The sequence below is a fragment of the Nonomuraea sp. NPDC050680 genome (genome assembly GCF_040654555.1).
Taxonomy (GTDB): domain Bacteria; phylum Actinomycetota; class Actinomycetes; order Streptosporangiales; family Streptosporangiaceae; genus Nonomuraea.
Genome location: NZ_JBFAIF010000008.1, coordinates 43,632 through 61,885, shown reverse-complemented (window position 1 = coordinate 61,885; position 18,254 = coordinate 43,632). Strand labels below are relative to the sequence as shown.

The 18,254-nt window shown below is 69.8% G+C and carries 16 protein-coding genes; 5 read left to right on the top strand and 11 right to left on the bottom strand.

Annotated elements, in window-relative coordinates; all coding sequences use genetic code 11:
* Nucleotides 1-71: 71 nt before the first annotated feature.
* Nucleotides 72-3,626, top strand: a complete 3,555-nt coding sequence (gene dnaE / locus AB0H88_RS26275) for a DNA polymerase III subunit alpha (RefSeq protein WP_357648757.1) — start codon at nucleotides 72-74, stop codon at nucleotides 3,624-3,626.
* A gap of 137 nt (nucleotides 3,627-3,763) precedes the next feature.
* Complete coding sequence (locus AB0H88_RS26270) at nucleotides 3,764-4,222, top strand: GNAT family N-acetyltransferase (RefSeq protein ID WP_357648755.1); 459 nt, start codon at nucleotides 3,764-3,766, stop codon at nucleotides 4,220-4,222.
* Between the two features lie 98 nt (nucleotides 4,223-4,320).
* Here the strand turns inward: AB0H88_RS26270 and AB0H88_RS26265 are convergent, their stop codons facing one another.
* From AB0H88_RS26265 to AB0H88_RS26255, 3 genes are all read right to left on the bottom strand, one after another.
* Complete coding sequence (locus tag AB0H88_RS26265; protein ID WP_357648753.1) at nucleotides 4,321-5,046, bottom strand: cation transporter; 726 nt, start codon at nucleotides 5,044-5,046, stop codon at nucleotides 4,321-4,323.
* Nucleotides 5,043-5,423, bottom strand: coding sequence for a metalloregulator ArsR/SmtB family transcription factor (locus AB0H88_RS26260; protein WP_357648751.1), 381 nt, complete (start codon nucleotides 5,421-5,423; stop codon nucleotides 5,043-5,045). Before AB0H88_RS26260 ends, AB0H88_RS26265 begins: the two co-directional genes overlap by 4 nt.
* A gap of 122 nt (nucleotides 5,424-5,545) precedes the next feature.
* On the bottom strand, nucleotides 5,546-6,862 hold the full coding sequence (locus AB0H88_RS26255; RefSeq protein ID WP_357648750.1) for an aminotransferase class V-fold PLP-dependent enzyme: 1,317 nt from the start codon (nucleotides 6,860-6,862) through the stop codon (nucleotides 5,546-5,548).
* Between the two features lie 218 nt (nucleotides 6,863-7,080).
* Between AB0H88_RS26255 and AB0H88_RS26250 the strand changes: the two genes are divergently transcribed.
* The 3 genes from AB0H88_RS26250 to AB0H88_RS26240 all read left to right on the top strand — a co-directional run bounded on the left by AB0H88_RS26250 (nucleotide 7,081) and on the right by AB0H88_RS26240 (nucleotide 9,936).
* Entirely contained in the window at nucleotides 7,081-7,506 is a 426-nt protein-coding gene (locus AB0H88_RS26250; protein WP_357648748.1) for a hypothetical protein, read from the top strand.
* Nucleotides 7,507-7,603: 97 nt separating this feature from the next.
* Nucleotides 7,604-8,695, top strand: a complete 1,092-nt coding sequence (locus tag AB0H88_RS26245; RefSeq protein ID WP_357648747.1) for a PLP-dependent cysteine synthase family protein — start codon at nucleotides 7,604-7,606, stop codon at nucleotides 8,693-8,695.
* A complete protein-coding gene (locus AB0H88_RS26240) occupies nucleotides 8,692-9,936 on the top strand; it encodes an MFS transporter (RefSeq protein WP_357648745.1) in 1,245 nt (414 codons plus the stop codon). The genes AB0H88_RS26245 and AB0H88_RS26240 overlap by 4 nt, the downstream gene beginning before the upstream one ends.
* A gap of 14 nt (nucleotides 9,937-9,950) precedes the next feature.
* On the opposite strand, the gene AB0H88_RS26235 is transcribed toward AB0H88_RS26240, so the two are convergent.
* The 8 genes from AB0H88_RS26235 to AB0H88_RS26200 all read right to left on the bottom strand — a co-directional run bounded on the left by AB0H88_RS26235 (nucleotide 9,951) and on the right by AB0H88_RS26200 (nucleotide 18,254).
* Nucleotides 9,951-11,369, bottom strand: a complete 1,419-nt coding sequence (locus tag AB0H88_RS26235; protein WP_357648743.1) for a High-affinity nickel-transporter — start codon at nucleotides 11,367-11,369, stop codon at nucleotides 9,951-9,953.
* Nucleotides 11,366-12,688: a hypothetical protein gene (locus tag AB0H88_RS26230; protein WP_357648742.1), complete on the bottom strand. Its 1,323-nt coding sequence runs from the start codon at nucleotides 12,686-12,688 to the stop codon at nucleotides 11,366-11,368. Before AB0H88_RS26230 ends, AB0H88_RS26235 begins: the two co-directional genes overlap by 4 nt.
* A 31-nt stretch (nucleotides 12,689-12,719) precedes the next feature.
* Complete coding sequence (locus tag AB0H88_RS26225) at nucleotides 12,720-14,075, bottom strand: DUF4331 domain-containing protein (protein WP_357648740.1); 1,356 nt, start codon at nucleotides 14,073-14,075, stop codon at nucleotides 12,720-12,722.
* 41 nt (nucleotides 14,076-14,116) lie between these two features.
* On the bottom strand, nucleotides 14,117-14,785 hold the full coding sequence (locus AB0H88_RS26220) for a hypothetical protein (RefSeq protein ID WP_357648738.1): 669 nt from the start codon (nucleotides 14,783-14,785) through the stop codon (nucleotides 14,117-14,119).
* 235 nt (nucleotides 14,786-15,020) lie between these two features.
* Nucleotides 15,021-15,989, bottom strand: a complete 969-nt coding sequence (locus tag AB0H88_RS26215; protein WP_357648736.1) for a branched-chain amino acid ABC transporter permease — start codon at nucleotides 15,987-15,989, stop codon at nucleotides 15,021-15,023.
* A complete protein-coding gene (locus AB0H88_RS26210; RefSeq protein WP_357648734.1) occupies nucleotides 15,986-16,846 on the bottom strand; it encodes a branched-chain amino acid ABC transporter permease in 861 nt (286 codons plus the stop codon). The genes AB0H88_RS26215 and AB0H88_RS26210 overlap by 4 nt, the downstream gene beginning before the upstream one ends.
* Nucleotides 16,843-17,502 carry an ABC transporter ATP-binding protein gene (locus AB0H88_RS26205; RefSeq protein ID WP_357648732.1) on the bottom strand — a complete coding sequence of 220 codons (660 nt, stop codon included), beginning with the start codon at nucleotides 17,500-17,502 and terminating at the stop codon, nucleotides 16,843-16,845. Before AB0H88_RS26205 ends, AB0H88_RS26210 begins: the two co-directional genes overlap by 4 nt.
* The gene (locus AB0H88_RS26200) at nucleotides 17,499-18,254 is read right to left on the bottom strand and encodes an ABC transporter ATP-binding protein (protein ID WP_357648730.1); all 756 of its coding nucleotides are present in this window, start codon (nucleotides 18,252-18,254) and stop codon (nucleotides 17,499-17,501) included. The genes AB0H88_RS26205 and AB0H88_RS26200 overlap by 4 nt, the downstream gene beginning before the upstream one ends.

The following is an 18,254-nucleotide window of genomic DNA, read 5'->3' as shown; positions in this document are numbered from 1 at the left end:
CCCCAACAGCCTCACGGGACGGAATAGGCTCATGCGTGCAGTCGGGCCGGGGCGCGAGGTTAGGGGAACGGGTGAGCAAGTCCTTCGTACATCTGCACGTCCACACTGAGTACAGCATGCTTGACGGGGCGGCGAAGATGAAGCCGCTGTTCAAGGAGGCCGCCCGCCTCGAGATGCCGGCGATCGCGATGTCCGATCACGGCAACATGTTCGGGGCGTACGAGTTCCAGAAGGTGGCCAAGGACAGCCCCGTCAAGCCCATCATCGGCATCGAGGCCTACGTGGCGCCGGAGAACCGGTTCGTGAAGAAGCCGGTCTTCTGGGGGTCGCGAGCCGAGACCGGTGTGGCGGACGGCGAAGGCGGCAAGGACGTCTCCGGCGGTGGCCGGTTCACCCACATGACCATGTGGGCCAAGGACGCGAACGGACTGCGCAATCTGTTCAAGCTGTCGTCCTTGGCCTCGTTCGAGGGCTACTACTCCAAGCCCCGGATGGACCAGGACCTGATCTCTCAATACGCGAACGGCATCATCGCCACCACCGGCTGCCCGTCCGGTGCGGTGCAGACCCGGATCCGGCTCGGCCAGTACGACGAGGCGGTCAGGGTCGCCGGCGAATACCAGGAGATCTTCGGCAAGGAGAACTACTTCCTGGAGTTGATGGACCACGGCATCGACATCGAGCGGGACGTCCGGGCCGACCTGCTGCGACTGGCCAAGCAGCTCAACATCCCGCTGCTGGTCACCAACGACAGCCACTATGTGACCGAGGACCAGGCCGACGCGCACGACAGCCTTCTGTGCGTCGGCGTGGGCAAGAACAAGGACGACCCCAACCGGTTCCGGTTCAACGGGTCGGGCTACTACCTCAAGAGCGCTGACGAGATGCGCAGGCTGTTCGCCGATCTGCCCGAAGCGTGTGACAACACGCTGCTCGTGGCCGAGATGGTCGGCGACTACAGCGACGTGTTCGCCTACGTGGACCGGATGCCCCAATACCCGGACGTCCCCGAGGGCGAGACGCAGGAGTCCTGGCTGCGCAAGGAGGTCGAACGCGGCCTGGAGATGCGTTACGGCACCCCGGTCCCCGCCGAGGTCACGGAGCGCTACGAGACCGAGATGAAGGTCATCGGTCCGCTCGGCTTCTCCTCCTACTTCCTCGTCGTCGCCGACATCTGCCAGCACGCCCGCGACAACGGCATCGCGGTGGGGCCCGGCCGTGGTAGCGCCACCGGCTCGATCGTCGCCTACGCGACACGCATCACCGAGCTCGACCCGTTGGAGCACGGCCTGCTGTTCGAGCGGTTCCTGAACCCCGAGCGCATCAGCCCGCCCGACATCGACCTCGACTTCGACGACCGCCAGCGCGACCGCATGGTCCAGTACGTGACCCAGAAGTACGGCAGCGAGGCCACCGCGCAGGTCAACACGTTCGGCACGATCAAGGCGAAGGCCGCCGTCAAGGACGCCTCCCGCATCCTGGGCTACCCGTTCGTGATGGGCGACAAGATCACCAAGGCGATGCCGCCGGACGTCATGGGCAAGGGTGTCCCGCTGGCGGACATGTTCAACGAGGATCACCCCCGTTACGTCGAAGGCGCCGAGATCCGCGCCCTGTACGACAACGACCAGGACGTGCGCAAGGTGATCGACACCGGCCGCGGCATCGAGGGTCTGATTCGCGGTACGGGCGTGCACGCGGCGGCGGTCATCCTGTCCTCGGCGCCCCTGCTGGACCTGATCCCCATGCACATGCGGGACAAGGACAAGGTGATCATCACCGGGTTCGACTACCCGAGCTGTGAAGACATGGGCCTGATCAAGATGGACTTCTTGGGCCTGCGCAACCTGGGCATCATCGACCACGCCATCAAGATCATCAAGCAGAACCGGGGCGTGGAGCTCGACACGCTGACGCTTCCCCTCGATGACGAGACCACGTACAAGCTGCTGGCCCGCGGTGACACCCTGGGCGTCTTCCAGCTCGACGGCGGCCCGATGCGGCAGCTGCTGCGGCTGATGGAGCCCACCCGGTTCGAGGACATCGCGGCAGTGCTCGCCCTCTACCGGCCGGGCCCGATGGCCGCCAACGCGCACACCAACTACGCGCACCGCAAGAACGCCCGCCAGGACATCGAGCCCATCCACCCCGAGCTCAAGGAAGCGCTCGAACCCATCCTCGGCCCCACCTTCCACCTGCTCGTCTACCAGGAGCAGATCATGGCCGTGGCCCGGGAGCTGGCCGGCTACACGCTGGGCGGCGCCGACCTGCTGCGCCGGGCCATGGGCAAGAAGAAGAAGGAGATCCTGGACGCCGAGTACGCCAACTTCCAGGCGGGCATGCGGGCCAACAACTACAGCGACGAGGCGATCCAGGCGCTGTGGGATGTCATGCTGCCCTTCTCCGGATACGCCTTCAACAAGTCCCACACCGCCGGATACGGACTGGTCGCCTACTGGACCGCCTACCTGAAGGCCAACTACCCCGCCGAGTACATGGCCGCCCTGCTGACCTCGGTCGGTGACGACAAGGACAAGGCCGGCGTCTACCTCGCCGAATGCCGCAAGATGGGCATCCAGGTCCTGCCGCCGGACGTGAACGACAGCCAGCTCGACTTCGTCGCGGTCGGCGACACCCAGGTGCGCTTCGGGATGGGCGCGGTCCGTAACGTCGGGGAGAACGTGGTGGAGGGCATCGTCAAGGCCCGCGCCGAGAAGGGCCGCTACGAGCACTTCAACGACTTCCTCAGCAAGGTGCCGTTGACGGCCTGCAACAAGCGGGTCATCGAATCGCTGATCAAGGCGGGCGCGTTCGACTCGCTCGGCCACCAGCGCAAGGCGCTGCTCATGGTGCACGAGCAGGCGGTCGATTCGGTCATCGACATCAAGAAGAACGAGGCCCACGGCCAGGACTCCCTGTTCGGCGGCCCGAGCGACGACGAGGGAGAGGCGGCGTTCTCCGTCCAGATCCCCGACATGGAGTGGGACAAGAAGACGCTGCTGGACTTCGAGCGGGAGATGCTCGGCCTGTACGTGTCGGACCACCCGCTGGCGGGCACGGAGCGGCTGCTGGCCCGCAACCGCGACACCACCATCGCCGAACTGCTCGAAAGCGGCCGTGACGACCGCGGCGACGTACGGGTGTGCGGCCTCATCACCAAGGTCGACAAGCGGGTCAACAAGGCCGGCAACGTGTGGGCGATCGTCACCGTCGAGGACATGGACGCGGCCATCGAGTGCCTGTTCTTCCCCAAGAGCTACGAGCTGTACGCCCCGGAGCTGCGCGGCGACGTCGTGGTGTCGGTCGGCGGCCAGGTCAACAACCGGGACGGCGCCATCAGCGTCTTCGCACAAGATCTCACACCGCTCGACGTGTCCGGCATCACCAGCGATTCCGGGCATCCCGTCACCATCCAGGTCCGCGAGGAACGCCTCACGCAACAAGCCGTGGAAGAGCTCCGTAACGTACTGAAGCTGCACCAGGGCAGCGTGCCGCTGCGGATCAACGTGCAGCGGCTGAGCGGGAAGACCCTGGTGTGCGCTCTGCCGGAGTTCTCGGTCAATGCCGAGCCCAGCTTCGCCGCCGACGTGAAGCAGTTGTTCGGGCCGGAAGCCATCATGCTGTGACCCAACGGCAGATCGAGGTCGTCTCGACTGCGGAGCCACCCACGTGCCCGCGCTGTGAAGGCAGGTCCAAGTGAAAGAATCACCTCATGGCAGAAGGTATTACGACATTTCAGGCATCCACGGATGACGGAGGCGTGGTGGGGGAGATCCACGCGGAGTCCTGGAAGGCGGCCTATGAGGGCTTCTTCGACGCGGAGTACTTCGCCGAAGCCGTACGGAGCCGGCGCGAGAAGTGGCACGACACGCTCGCCGACGGGCAAGGCACCATCCTGCTCGCCGCGCTGGCCGGACGGCCGCTGACCTTCTCCTACTTCGGCCCCTCGCCGACGCGGCCAGGAGATGCGGAGATCTTCGGCTTCTACAGCCACCCGGACGGGTGGGGCACCGGCAGTGCGGGCGCCCTGATCGCCGCCTCCTTGACCAGGCTGCGCGAGGAGGGCTTCGGCGGGGTGCATCTGTGGACGCTGCGCGACACACCCCAGTCACGCCGCTTCTACGCCAAGAGCGGCTTCACCGAGTCGGGTGCGGTCCGCAAGCATGATTTCGGTGACGGCAATCCGATCGAGCAGGTCGAGTACGAGCTGAGCTTCCGCTGATCCCGTAGACGGTTCCCGAAGGACGTTTGCCGGCGCTCTGGAGCAGATCGGCTCGGGGTCATCGCGCCTCGCCGGCGGTCTGGAGCAGGGCGGCCAGGTCAGCGGGGGTCCTCCAGGGTGGGTGAGCAGCAGTCATCGGCGCACGCGTCGGCTTCGGCGGCGTTGGTGGATGAGGTCGTCAAGCCGGTGGGCGCGGCGCAGCAGGCATCGCCGCGCCAAGCCTCGCGGCCTTCCTTGACCGCCACGGCGGCGATGACCAGGGCGGTGATCGGGTCGGCCCAGGACCAGCCGAACAGGCTGTTGAGCGCCAGCCCCACGAGCAGCGCCCCGGACAGGTAGGTGCACAGCAGGGTCTGCTGGGAGTCGGCCACCGCCGAGGTGGAGCCGAGCTCGCGGCCGGCGCGGCGCTGCGCCGCCGACAGGAACGGCATGATCATCAGACTGAGCGCGGCCAGGATCAGTCCGGGCGTGGAATGTTCGGCCTGTCCGGCACCAAGCAGGGCGCGTACCGCATCGAAGGTGACATAGGCGGCCAGCGCGAAGAAGGAGATCGCGATGACGCGCAGCGCGGCCCGTTCCCGGCGCTCATGGTCGGTGGCGGAGAATTGCCAGGCCACCGCGGCGGCCGAGGCGACCTCCACGACGGAGTCGAGGCCGAAGCCGATCAGCGCGGCGGAGGAGGCGACAGCGCCGGCGGTGATGGCCACCGCGGCCTCGATCACGTTGTAGGTGATGGTCGCCGCGACCAGCAGCCGGATCCGGCGCTGCAGCAAGGCGCGCCGGTCCGGAGCCGGGCGGAGACCGGGCAGGTTCGCCGTGCTCATGACCTCGACGCCTCCCCGGTCACCGGCTCGACGTCCCCGTCGGCGCGCTCGGCACCGTAGACGGGACACAGGGCGACCGCGTGGCCGGTGGCGGCCAGCAGCTGCTCGGCTGAGGCCAGCAGATCCAGCAGCTCCGGTCGGGTCAGGGAGTAGAACGACTGCCGGCCTTCGGTGCGGTAATCGACCAGCCCGCAGTCGCGCAGGCACGCCACGTGCTTGGACACGGTGGACTGGGCCAGCCCGAGCTGGGCGGTCAGGTCCACCACCCGCGCCTCCCCACGGGCCAGGCGCTGCACGATGCGCAGCCGGGTCTCATCGGCCAGGGAATGGAACAGCGCCGCCGCAGGGGAGATGCCGGCGGCGATATCGGTAGTCACACATCGGCCGCCATCAGGGTCGGCACTCACACTTCTGTCACTAGAAGGATCAATCGCCATATTGCGATGATAGCCCGTATTTGGGATGGATGGGATGGCTGCTCAGGAGAGTAACGCGCTGATCACGCCTCTCTGCGGGCGATGTCGCGCAGTGCGGACGCGAGCCGGTCCACATCGTCGGCGGAGGTGAACAGGGCCGGGGTGACGCGTACGGCGGCGCCGCCGGTCATCCCGGTGCGGGCGACGGTGAAGATCCGGTGCCGGGTCATGAGCTCGTCGGCGATGGTCAGGTTGTCGGCTTCAGAGGTACGGCCGCGCAGCCGCAAGGCGGTGATGGCGCCGTACATGTCGGGCTCGTCCGGAGTGAGGATCTGTACGTTGGTGAGGTCGCGCAGCTGGTGGACCCAGCGATCGCGCAGGAACCGCAGCCGGGCCTGCTTGACCTCGGCGCCGAGAGTGTCGTGGAAGTCCAGGGCGGCGTCGGCGGTGAGGAAGGGGGCGACGTTCATGGTGCCGGAGTGCACGCGGGAGCGGATGTCGGTGGCCGGATAGGTCTCATCGGCGTAGAGGGGGTCGATGTCGGCCAGGCGCTGGGCACGGATGTAGAGGAATCCGGCCCCCAGCGGCATGTTCATCCACTTGTGCAGGGAGAAGGCGGCGAAGTCGGCGTCGAAGTCGGGCAGGGTGAAGTCGAGCTGCCCCCAGGAGTGGGCGGCGTCGACGATGACGTCGACGCCGCGCCGGCGGGCCATGGCGACGATCTGGCGCACCGGCGTGACCAGGCCGGTGCGGTTGTTCATGTGGCTGAGCAGCAGCAGTTTCGCCTTCGGGTATTCACCTAGGGCGCGCTCGTAGACCTCCAGCACCGCCTGACGGGTGGGGGGCTCGGGGATGGCGATCCGCGCGAGGTGGACGCCGCGCCGGGCTTGGAGCCAGTTCATCGCGTACTGGGCGCTGTGGTAGTCCAGGTCGGCGTACATGATGCCGTCGCCCGGGCGCAGGCGGCGGTAGCCGGAGATCAGGCTCTGCAGCGCCTCGGTGCCGCCCCGGGTCAGTGCGATCTCGTCCCTGGTGACGCCGAGCAGAGTGGCGATGCGGTCGCGGATCTGGTCGGCTCGCGGCTTGTACGCGGTGCGCAGCAGGTGGGAGCTGCGCTCGTTGAGCTGGTCGACGTTGCGGTGGTAGGCCAGCCGGACCGGGTCGGGCATGATGCCGTAGTAACCGTTCTCCAGGTTGACGAAGTCGGCGCTCACCTGGAACTGGCGGGCGACGGCCGCCCAGAAGCGCTCGTCCCGGGCCAGCTGTTCAGGGGTCAAGCCGCCGGGCACGATCAGCGACTCGGTCATGGCTGGGCGGGTCACGGCCGGGGCCGGGCGGGTCACGGCACCGGCGGCCAGCGCGCCGAGTCCGGCGACGATCCGGCGTCGGGACAGGGTCATGAGGGACTCCACCTGATAACAGCGCGATTCACGCGGGCCACGAATGTCCACCGTAAATCGCGGTACGGGAGAAATGGCCGTACGGTAGGACGCTCTTTCGCCCGTGTCGATGAGCGGGCCATCGACGCGCCCGCGAAACCGGATGACGGCACGAGCTTTACCGGAAGCATTGCTATTGCGGGGCGCGTCCGGCTGCCTTTCGGGCACTATCACCGGTGATGCTCGCGACACGAACGCTCCGTTCGCGCCGACCGGCCGCCCGCGGCGCCGGCCGGCTGCTGACGCATGCGATGTTCGCGATCGCCTTGGTCCTCAGCGTGGTGTTCGCCCATGGCGGCGCGTGCGCGGCCGTGGAGCTGTCGGAGCGGGTCGTCCACAGCGCTCATCCGGCGGGCGGCGGGGGCTCTTCGGCCCCGCACGGCGTCCGCTGCCTGCATCGTGACCTGCCGGTGGGCCATGTACACGGAACCGAGCAGGACTGCTCGGCCACCAACCCCACAGCCGCGCCGATCTCGCCGGCCGGGCCGGCGGTCGTGCTGTCCTGCCCGGCGGGAGCGCGGACCGCCGTGGCCGCCACGGCGCCGACCGGCATCGGCCGGGGGGCCGGGCCTGACCGGGCAAGCCTCTGCTTGATGCGCGTATAGGTCAGCACTGCGTCTGCTTTCGTCGTCCATTGCCCGCCCACGTTCGCGGTCGGCTCGCCATGCCGTGAATTTCGCGTATTCTTCGGGGATTTCATCAATGTCATCACAAGCAATTTTCGCGCGCCCGCAAGAGGTTTCGCCGGCCGCCCATTCCACTCTGTCGCTCACCGTCGGCAATACGCCGCTGGCGTTCATTTCCGAGCCGTTCGTGCCAGGGGGAGGGGGATTCTGGGCCAAGCTCGAAGGCTTCAACCCGGGCGGCATCAAGGACCGGCCCGCCCTGCACATGGTGCGCCAGGCCCGAGCCCGGGGAGAGCTGGCACCCGGTGCGACGATCATCGAGTCGACCAGCGGCACCCTGGGGCTCGGCCTGGCCTTGGCCGGGATCGTGTTCGGCCACCCGGTCGTGCTGGTGAGCGACGTCGGCATGGAGCCGTTGATGTGCCGGTTGCTCACCTCCTACGGTGTCCGGCTGGAGATCGTCACCGAGCCGCACCCGGTCGGCGGCTGGCAGCAGGCCCGCCGGGAGCGGGTACAACGCCTGCTCGCCGACCTTCCCGGCTCCTACTGTCCCGACCAGTACAACAACCCCGACAACGTCGACGCCTACGCCGGTCTCGCCCACGAACTGCTGGCCCAGCTGCCGCACATCGACGCCCTGGTGTGCTCGGTCGGCACCGGCGGGCACAGCGCGGGCATCTCCGACGTGCTGCGCCGCCACTTCCCGCACCTGAGACTGATCGGCGTCGACACGGTCGGCTCCACCATCTTCGGCCAGCCCGCCCGGTCCCGGCTGATGCGCGGCCTGGGCTCCAGCATTCACCCGCGCAACGTCGCCTACGACGCCTTCAGCGAGGTGCACTGGGTCAGCGCCGCCGAAGCGGTCTGGGCGTGCCGCGCCCTGGCGGCCCGGCATTACATCTCGGGCGGCTGGAGCACCGGCGCGGTCACGCTGGTGGCCCGCTGGCTGGCGCGCACCACTCCCGGTCAGACCATCGTGGCGATCTTCCCCGACGGGCCGTGGCGATACTGGAACACCATCTTCGACGACGAGTACTGCCAGAGGCACGGCCTGCTCGGTACGACCCCGGCGGAGGAACCGGACCTCCTCCCGGCGCCGAGCGAGCGGGAGGTGCACCGCTGGACTCGTTGCACCCAGGTGATGGACCCGCTGGCGGGAACCCGATGAGCGGCACGCTGCGGCAGTTTCGATCCTTCGACCGGCCGATCCAGCTGCTGCAGATCAACCAGGCGGGCATCAACCTCGGCTTCTACATGCTCATGCCCTACCTCGCCCAGCACCTGTCGGCCGCCGCGGGACTGGCGGCCTGGACCATCGGGCTGGTCCTGGGCCTGCGGAACTTCAGCCAGCAGGGCATGTTCCTGATCGGCGGCACCCTGGCCGACCGGATCGGCTACAAACCGATGATCATGGCCGGGTGCGCGCTGCGTACGATCGGGTTCGCCCTGTTCGGGCTGACCACCTCGCTGCCCTGGTTGCTCGCGGCGGCCGCCGTGACCGGGTTCGCCGGGGCGCTGTTCAATCCGGCGGCCCGCGCCTACCTGGCCGTCGAGGCCGGCGAGCGCAAGGTGGCGGCCTTCGCCGTGTTCAACGTGTTCTACCAGGCGGGCATCCTGCTCGGTCCGCTGGCCGGCATCGCCCTGATGAGCGTCGGCTTCCCGGCCGTGTGCCTGTCCGCGGCGGCGATCTTCGCGGTGCTGACCGTTCTGCAAGGCGTGTGCCTTCCGGCCCGACGCCCTGCGGTGGCAGAGCATCAGCCGGTGCTGCGCGAGTGGCGCGAGGCGTTCGGGAACCGGGCGTTCGTCTCCTTCGCCGCGGCGATGATCGCCTCCTACGCGCTGTCTTACCAGATGTACCTGGCCCTGCCGCTGCAGGTGCAGCGTTTCGGTGGCGGCCAGGCAGGGGTGATGGCGCTGTACGCGCTCTCCGCGCTGCTCGGCATCGCCGGGCAGGTGCACCTGACCACCTGGTGCGCGGCGCGCTGGAGTCGCGGACAGGCGATCAGCCGCGGTCTGGCGCTCATGGGCATCGCCTTCCTGCCGCCGGCCGTGGCGGCGCACCTGCCGCTCGCGCCGGTGTGGGCGATGCTGCCCGTGCTCGCCTGCACTCTTCTGCTCACCGTCGGCACGCTGATGGCCTTCCCGTTCGAGATGGCCACCATCGCCGACATGGCGGGAGATCGGCTGATCGGCACCTATTACGGGATCTACAACCTGGCCTCGGGCGTGGGCATCCTGACCGGCAATCTGGTGGCCGGTGCCCTGCTCGACGCGGCTCGTACGACGCGGCTGGCCGCTCTGCCCTGGCTGCTGCTGGCCGTCGCCGGGCTCACCTCCGCGGCCGCCGTCAGACGGCTGGACCGGCGTGACCGGCTCGCGCCCGCCGCCAGGGTGGCCACCGCCACCTGATCGGCGGGGACATTTCACCCGAGGGAGGCCAGGGCGCGGACGGCGACGCCGAGGCCGACGAGCAGGACGAGTGCGGCGGTGATCGTCGCCGTGTACGGGCGCAGCCTGTTCAGCCGGTTCGTCAGGGTGAAGTCGGCCAGGCGGCGGACGGTGAGGGCCGCGGCGAGCAGGGTCAGGGCCATGCCCAGTCCGTAACAGACGACCGTGACGATCCCGAACGCCGTGCGCCCGAGCGCCATCGCCCCCAGCAGCACCACCAGAGCCGACGGGCTCGGCACCAGCCCGCCCGCGACCCCCAACCCGACCACGCCCCGCCCCGACGGAGCGACATGCCCATGCCCGTCCCCGTTTCCGTGCCCATGCCCGTGTCCGTGCCCATGCCCATGCCCATGCCCATGTCCGTGTCCGTGTCCGTGTCCGTGCGCATGCTCCGGCCCGTCCGCGTCGCCGTGCTGGCTCGCGGGTCGGACAAGGGCCGAGCGGAGCAGGGCGGTGCCGATCGCCGCGATGAGCAGCCCGCTGATCACCCCGAGCCAGCCCAGCACCGCCTCCCCGGCGATCGAGGCGCTGACCGACAGGAGCACGCCCAGCACGATCACCCCGGCCGTGTGCGTCAGCGTCACCGTCGCGGCCACGACGAGCGCGTCACGCGGACCGCCGTCACGCCCGGCCAGGTACGCGGCCATGACGGTCTTGCCGTGGCCGGGCAGCGCGGCATGGACGGCACCCAGGACCAGCGACACGAGCAGGGCCAGCAGCCCGAGCGGGACCGTCAGCCGGTCGGCCCCGACCAGGCTGTTGAGGCGGTCGGCCAGCAGACCGGTGTAGCGGGTGAGCACATCCGCACCGGGAACGCGGGCCGGTGCGCCGAGGCCGCCACTGCCCGGCTCCACCGTGAAGCGCGCCTGACGGACGTCGAGCGGGGAGCTGAGCAGGTCCACCGGGTAAGCGTGCAGCTCACCGGACACGCTGCGGGTGGGCACACTGGACGCGCTGAGCCGGACACCGGAGCCGGACGCCGTGATCTCCCGCCAGCCGACGGCCTCGCCGCGGTACGGGTTGGCGAAGGTCAGAGTGACTGGCCGGTCAACGCGCAGCGGGGCGGCCAGGCGGCAGGTGAGCCTGCTGGTGGGCAATCCGGCGGCGCCGGGGCGGTAGGCGAAGGACGCGCTGGTGACACGCCAGGCCAGTGGTTGTTCCCCGACCTGTCCGCGCACCGCGGCGGCCAGCTCCCCACAGGCGCGCGCCGCGTAGGCGTCGGGAGGCCCGGGGGCGCCCTGGCGCTGCTGCAGGGTGGGGATCTCGGCGCTGTCGATGATCGCCGTGTCCTCGATCCGGTCGAGGAACACACTCAGGCCGTCGTAGTGGTTGACGCTCAGATTCCCCAGCGGGTGCGCGGCCAGAATCACGGCGGCGGCGACAACGCCGATCACGCCGTGCCGTCCAGCGCCGCGCGGGCCTTCGCCGGGCCGCGAAGTGCCGCATCGTCCAATGCCGCGCGGGCCTTCGCCGGGCCGTCCGGGGAGAAGTATGGGTTGATGGACAGTGCCCTGGTCAGCTGGGCGTGAGCCGAATCGGTCCGGCCGAGGGCGCGGGAGATTTCCCCTCGGTGGTAGGCGAACAGCGCGTTCCGCCCGCCGAGCCGGTCGGCGTAAGCGGCATACCGGGCAGCCTCACTGTGGCGCCCGGCCCGGTGCAGGGCCCAGCCGAGCGCGTCGGCCACGTCCACGCTGCGCCGCCGCCCCCACTCCGCCCGCAGCTCCCGCACGGCGACGGCCGGTGAGCCGTGGTCCGCCTCGTACCGGCCGACGGCGAGGGAGTCCGTTACGCCGCTCGCCGCCTGCAGCTTGACCTGCGCGCGAAACACCGCGTACAGCCGCTGGGCCCCGGCCCGGTCCCCGAGGTGCTGGAGCAGTTCGCCGTACTCCACGCCGAAGGAGGGATTACGCGTGACGGCGTCGGCGTAGTCGCGCCGCGCGTCGGCGAAGCGCCCGAGCGCGGCCTCGGCGCGGGCCTTGCCGGCGAGAGAGCCGGCGAGAGAGGGGTCGGCGGCCAGCGCCTCGGTGTAGGCGGCCAGGGCGGCGCGCGGGTCGCCGTCGCTCCAGGCGAGCTCCCCGAGCTGCCACAGGCAGAAGGCGTAGTCGGCGGGATCGGAGGCGATCTCCCGGGCCCGTTCCATGGCCTCGCGCGCACGGGCGCTCTGCCCGCGCAGGTGGAACAGGTGCGCGGCACGGGTGAAGGAGACCAGGTCCGGACGGCCGTCGAGCAGGTGGCGGAGCACCCGGTCGGCCTTGACGTACTGGCCGAGTTCCACGTACGCGTCGGTGAGCACGGCGTACAGCGGCCATCGGTACGGCGCCGCGCGGCGCGCCCGCGTGCCCCAGCGCAGGGCGAGAGCGAAGTCGTGGCGGGCGTTGGCCAGGGCGCCCATCCCGATCATGGCGTCGATGTCGGGCAGGGAGCGCTGCAACGCCCCCTCCGCCTTGCCATAGAGGGCCGGGTCGCCGGTGCGGCGGGCCTGCTCCAGGTACGCACCGCCGAGGTCGGCCCAGGTCCGTGCGTCGCCGGGGTGGCGGCGCAGATGGTCCTGGGCCTGATCGATGAACGCGGCCGGTTCGTACGCCGTACGCCGCGGCGGGGTGGGCGGCGGTTCGTCCCGGCGGAGCCAGGCGCCGGGGGCGAACCAGGCCAGCAGGGCGCAGCCCAGTAGCACGCAGCCCAGCAGCGGTAGCGCTTTCCGTACGCGTCTCATCAGTCCTCGGTCGGTCAGGCGCTCTGCCGGTCTAGTGCACCGGCAGGGCGACGTACGGGAAGCTGCCGGTGATGGGCGCGGTGAGGAAGACCGGGTTGTTCTCGTCGATCAGACCGGGCGCGCCCGGTCCCGCCGGCTCACCCAGGAGCATCCGGAGGTTGACGGTGACCACGTCGTCAGTGAGGCGGCGGCCGTTGGGATAGCCCTGCTTGTCCCCTTTGAGGTAGCCGTACTTGTGCGGTTTGGCAGTGACGGGGGTGCTCATGTTGAGCCGCAACTGCTCCGCGGACGTGAAGCCCGAGGCGTCCCGGTTGAGCAGTTGCGAGTTGAGGTCCTCCTTCAGCGGGCCGCCCCGCTTGGTGGTCAGGCCGGTGAGGTAGATCTCCTCCAGGTCCGCGCGCGGCGGGGCCGGCGCCTTGACCCCGGCCTGCCGCTCGACGGTTCTGGCCTGCTCGGGGTCCCGGGTGGACTCGACGACCAGGCCGCTGCCGGCGTCGTCCTGCGGGCGCATGCCGTTGAAGCGGTCACGCGAGGCGAACGGGATGAGTGCCTCGTTGTAGTTGGGGTTGCCCAGCCGTGACACCTGCCGGTATTCGCCGTTCAAGGACTTGCGGGCGGCCGTGGTCCAGACGCCGACGACCGGGTTGGCCGTGGGGTCGCCGCCCAGGGCCAGCTCGGATTTGGGCACCTGGATGGCGAGCGAGTCGACGTTCATCGGCACGCCGGTGGCGATCGGCGGGAACGGCATGCCGAACCTGAGCAGGTTCACCGCCTTGTTGTCGCTGAAGAAGGGATCGGCGGCCTGCCCGGTGAAGACCTTCCCGCCGCCGGGCAGGTCGAGTACGGCCTTCTGGCGCAGCCTCTGGTAGCCGGGCGTGATCAGGAGGCCCATGTCGGAGGGGCCCACGTAGCCATCCCTGACGAGGATCTGGTCGGGCTGGCCCGGCCGCAGCTTGGTCAGCGTGAAGCTCTGCTCCACCAGGGATTCGGGCGCGGCCGCCTGGCGTTCGCGCCGCAGGACCGAGGGCACCGGGAGCCCCTTGTTGCGGAAGGTCCAGCGGTAGGTGATGGCCGCCTTGCCGCTGCCGGTGTTGTCGATGTGCAGGTCGTATTGGACGTTGGTGTCGAACTGGTAGGGCTTGTAAGGGATCTGGAAGGGGATGTAGTTCGCGACGATGGTGACCGTGTCGGGCTTGTCCGGGCTGGTGAAGGCGTACAGGTCGCTGGCGTCTATGACCTTGTCCTTGAACGTCCCCGGGGCGTCCCAGTGGCTGGTCGCCGTGACGGCGTCCATCGCCGGGCCGAGCAGCACGGCGCCGGCCAGTACGGTGATGGAGGCGGCGGCGGCCATGAGCCATGGCCGTCTGCCGATGAGGTTCAGCATCATGTCCCTCGCTTCGCGGATGGTCTCGTACGCGGTTCCTGGGGTCAGGGCACGTACTGCACGACCGCGTCGAGGTTGGCGAGGTACTCGCCCGGGTTCAGAGTGATGCCGGTGATGTCCTTGACCGTGCTGCTGAGGTACGCGCTGACGTAGAACGGCCAGTACTTCGGCCCGACCCCGCCCTCCAGCGGACGAGGCGTGGCCACGGTCGGCAGGAACTCATGCAGCTTGTACGTCGCCACGAGCTGCTCGCCCTGCTCGACCCCGTCGATCGCCACCCCGGCGTGAGTGCCGTCAGCGCGCAGGTGGATGTCGTGGATCGTCACCTTGTGGCCGCTCTTGACGTCGTTGAGGGTGAAGCCGCCCGGGTAGTAGACGCCGTTGCACGGATCGATGTGGTCCTGCTGCCAACCGATCGGCATGTAGACGCCCTTGTTGCGGGGCTTGGCCTCGATCGGGGCGACCCCTTCCACTTTGACGCCCCGGTCATCGAGCAGTTGGACGACCTTCGGCCCGAAATCGAAGTTGGCGTGTCCCTTCGGGCCGAAGTACGGCAGCTTGAAGCAGACGGCGCTGAGCTGGTCCACGGGCGGACCGCCGGGGACGGCGGGTCGCAGGGGGAAGGGATTGGCGGACGCGGACAGGGCCGGTGCCGCCAGGAACATCGCGGCGACGAGTGCGGCGGTTCGAGCGGCGAGAGGGAGAGCGCGCATGCTGTGCACCTTTCATCGTGCGGAGGGCTTTCTGGCCGCTGAACTGGCCAGGCGCACTTACTGTAATCAATTGACTACGCACGGTAAAGGGCTTGTAAAGAAGCTTTACCCGAGGCATTTGCCCCCATCGAGCATCAAAGGCTCATGATCCGCTGACGCTGAACGGCGCGAACCACTGACTGATCACCCGCACCTTTCCGGACGACGGAGGTATGACGGCGACGAATCGGCAAGTTCAGCCGGAATCGCCGCGCGTTCTCTTCCGATTCGGAGAAATGAACGTGGGCAGCAGCCCCCGGGGCAGGAAGAGGACGACGATGATGAGGACGAGCGCGTAGACCGCGTACGACAGCACACTCGGCGCGTACGTCGGCATCCCCGGCAGGTTCGCGACCCGGTCGAGCCCCTGCACGAGCAGCGTGATCGCGGTGGCCCCGACGACGGCTCCCCAGACCGTGCCCAGGCCGCCGACGACGGCCATGACGATGTACTGGATCGAGATGAGCACCGGGAACGACCCCGGCGCGACGTAGCCGGTGTAGAAGCAGTAGATGCCGCCCGCCAGGCCGGCGAAGGCGGCCGACAGCGCGAACACGACGAGCTTGTAGCGGCCGACCGGGATCCCGGCGGAGGCGGCGGCGGTCTCGCTGGTGGCCAGGGCGCGCAGGGCCCGGCCGGGCCGGGAGGCGATCACGTTGTGCGTCACGAGCATCACCAGGGCCAGGCCCGCCCACGTCAGATAGGCGTACGCGGAGGCGCTCTCCGCCTCGACCGAGCCGATGCCGAACCGGGGGATGGCCTGCAGCCCGATGTCGCCGCCGGTGAAGTCCAGCTGCCCGGCCAGGGAGAGCAGGATCAGCTGCATGGCCAGTGTGGCGAAGGCCAGGTGGTGGCCGCGCAGCCGCAGCAGCGGCGTACCGATCACGAGGGCGAACGCGGCCGCCGCGACGGGCGCGGCGATCAGCCCGGCCAGGGGAGGGACGCCGTTCAGCGCGAGCAGGGCGGCGGTGTAGGCGCCGATGGCGTAGAAGGCGCCCTGGCCCAGGGAGACCTGCCCGGCGTACCCCATGAGCAGGGAGACTCCGACCGTGACCATGGCCGCCAGGCCGAGCAGGATGTACACGGCCAGCGAGCTGTCGTCGAGCACGGCGGGCAGGACGAGCGTGACGGCGCCGATCAGCAGCCCTGCCGCCGCCCGCTTCACACCGTCTCCTGGTGGATCGTCGATCGGCGGCCGGCCTGTACGACCATGACGACGAGCATGAGACCCAGGGCGACCTCCAGCTGGTGAGACCCGTAGCCGTACCCCGCCGCCATGGTCTCGGCGACGCCGAGCAGCAGCGCGCCGCCGAGCGCGACGGCCGGACGGGTGAGCCCGCCGAACACGGCCGCGGCGAAGCCGTTGACGATGAGCGTGACGTCGGTGTCGAACGAGATCGGCCGCAACGGCGTGACCAGCACTCCGGCGATGCCGCCGAGCAGCCCGCCCAGGGCGAAGGCCAGCAGGCCCATCAGCCGGGTGTCGATGCCGATGACGCGGGCGGCGAACGGGTTGGAGGCGCACGCGGTCAGCGCCTTGCCCAGGTAGGTACGGCCGAAGAACAGGACGAGCAGGACGAACGTCGCCGCGGTGATGGCGATGACGAGCAGGTGTTGGGTCTGGACGCGGGCCCCGGCGATGGTCACCGACCCGGCCAGGCCGGGAGCCGAGCGCGGCTGGTCGCCCCACAGGACGATCTCGACGGCGTAGGCGAGGACCCCCACGCCGAGCGTGACGATGAGCGACGACAGAGGGGTGGTGCCCCGTTTGCCGGTGGCGGCCAGGCCGGTCAGCAGGCCCGCGAGCGCGGCGACCAGGACGGCGGCCACCTCGCTGACCCCGTGGGGTAGCCCGAGCCCCAGCAGCGAGGAGGTGCAGAGCCCGGCGACGACGGCGAAGGTGCCCTGGGCGAAGTTGACCACCCCGGTGACCCGGTAGATGGTGACCAGCCCACTGGCGATGAGCGCGATCGCGCACCCGACGGCCAGGCCGTTGAGCAGGTACCCGATGAACGCGCTCATGTGATCGCCCCGCCCAGGTACGCGCCGGCCACGCGCGGGTCGTCGGCCAGCTCGGCGCACTCGCCCTCAGCTACCACGCGCGCGGATTCCAAGACGTAGGCCCGCCGGCACAGCTCGAAGGCCAGCCGCGCGTTCTGCTCGATGAGCAGCACCGTCAGGCCATGCCTACGGTTGAGCTCGACCAGGTGTTCCGCCAGCTTGGCGGTGAGCAGCGGAGCGAGCCCCAGCGACAGCTCGTCCACCACGAGCACGTCGGGCCGGGCCATCAGCGCCTGGCCGAAGGCCACCATCTGCTGTTCGCCGCCCGACAGCACGCCCGCCCGCCTGCCGGACAGCTCGGCCAGCCGCGGCAGCAGCTGGTAGACGAACGAGGGGTCGCGCTGCCGGGCGCGCCAGCCGCCGAGGGTGAGATTGTCGGCGACCGACAAATCCGGAAACACCTGGCGGCCCTCGGGGATGAGCGCCAGCCTGCCATCGATCCGCACGGTCCCGGAGGCCGGAGCGAGGAGGCCCGCCAGGGTGTTGGCCAGCGTCGACTTGCCCGCGCCGTTCGGGCCGAGCAGCGCGACCATCTCCCCGCGTCGTACCGAGAGCGTGACGTGATCGAGCGCGGTGGCCGCGCCGTACGAGACGACCAGGTCGCGGACGTCGATCATGAAGCCTGTCCGAGATAGGCGGCGAGCACGAGCGGGTCCGCGCGTACCTCGGCGGGGGACCCCTCCGCGATGACCCGCCCGAGGTCGAGGACGACGACGCGGTCGGCGAGCCGGGTCACGAAGGCGACGTCGTGCTCGATGAGCAGGATGGTCAGCCCGCTCGCGCGCAGCTCCTCGACCAGGGTGGCGAGCCGTTCGCGCTCACCGCCGCGCAGCCCGGACGCGGGCTCGTCGAGCAGCAGCAGCCGGGGCCGCGCGCACAGGGCGCGGGCCAGTTGCAGCGCTCGCTGCTGGCCGATCGGGAGCTGGTCGGCGGGCCGGTCCGCCCACTCCGCCAGCCCCACCCGGTCGAGGGCGAGGTCCGCCTCGCGGGCGATCTCCCGCTCGTCGGCGCGATGCCGCGGCAGCCGCAGCGCCGCCGCGACGAATCCGGCCCGGGTACGGCTGTGCGTCCCGACCATGACGTTCTCCCTGACCGTCATGCCGCGGAACACCCGGGCGCCCTGGAAGACGATCGACATGCCGAGCCGGGCCCGGCTGTGGGGCGCCAGCCGCTCGACCCGGCGCCCGAGAAAGGCGATCTCGCCGCGGTCGGCGAGCAGGTGGCCGGTGATGAGGTTGAACAGCGTGGACTTGCCCGCGCCGTTGGGCCCGATGATCCCGCACACCTCGCCGTCCGCGACGCTCAGCGTGACGTCGTCGACGGCGTAGACGCCTCCGAAGGAGCGCGATATCCCGGTGACCGCCAGCAC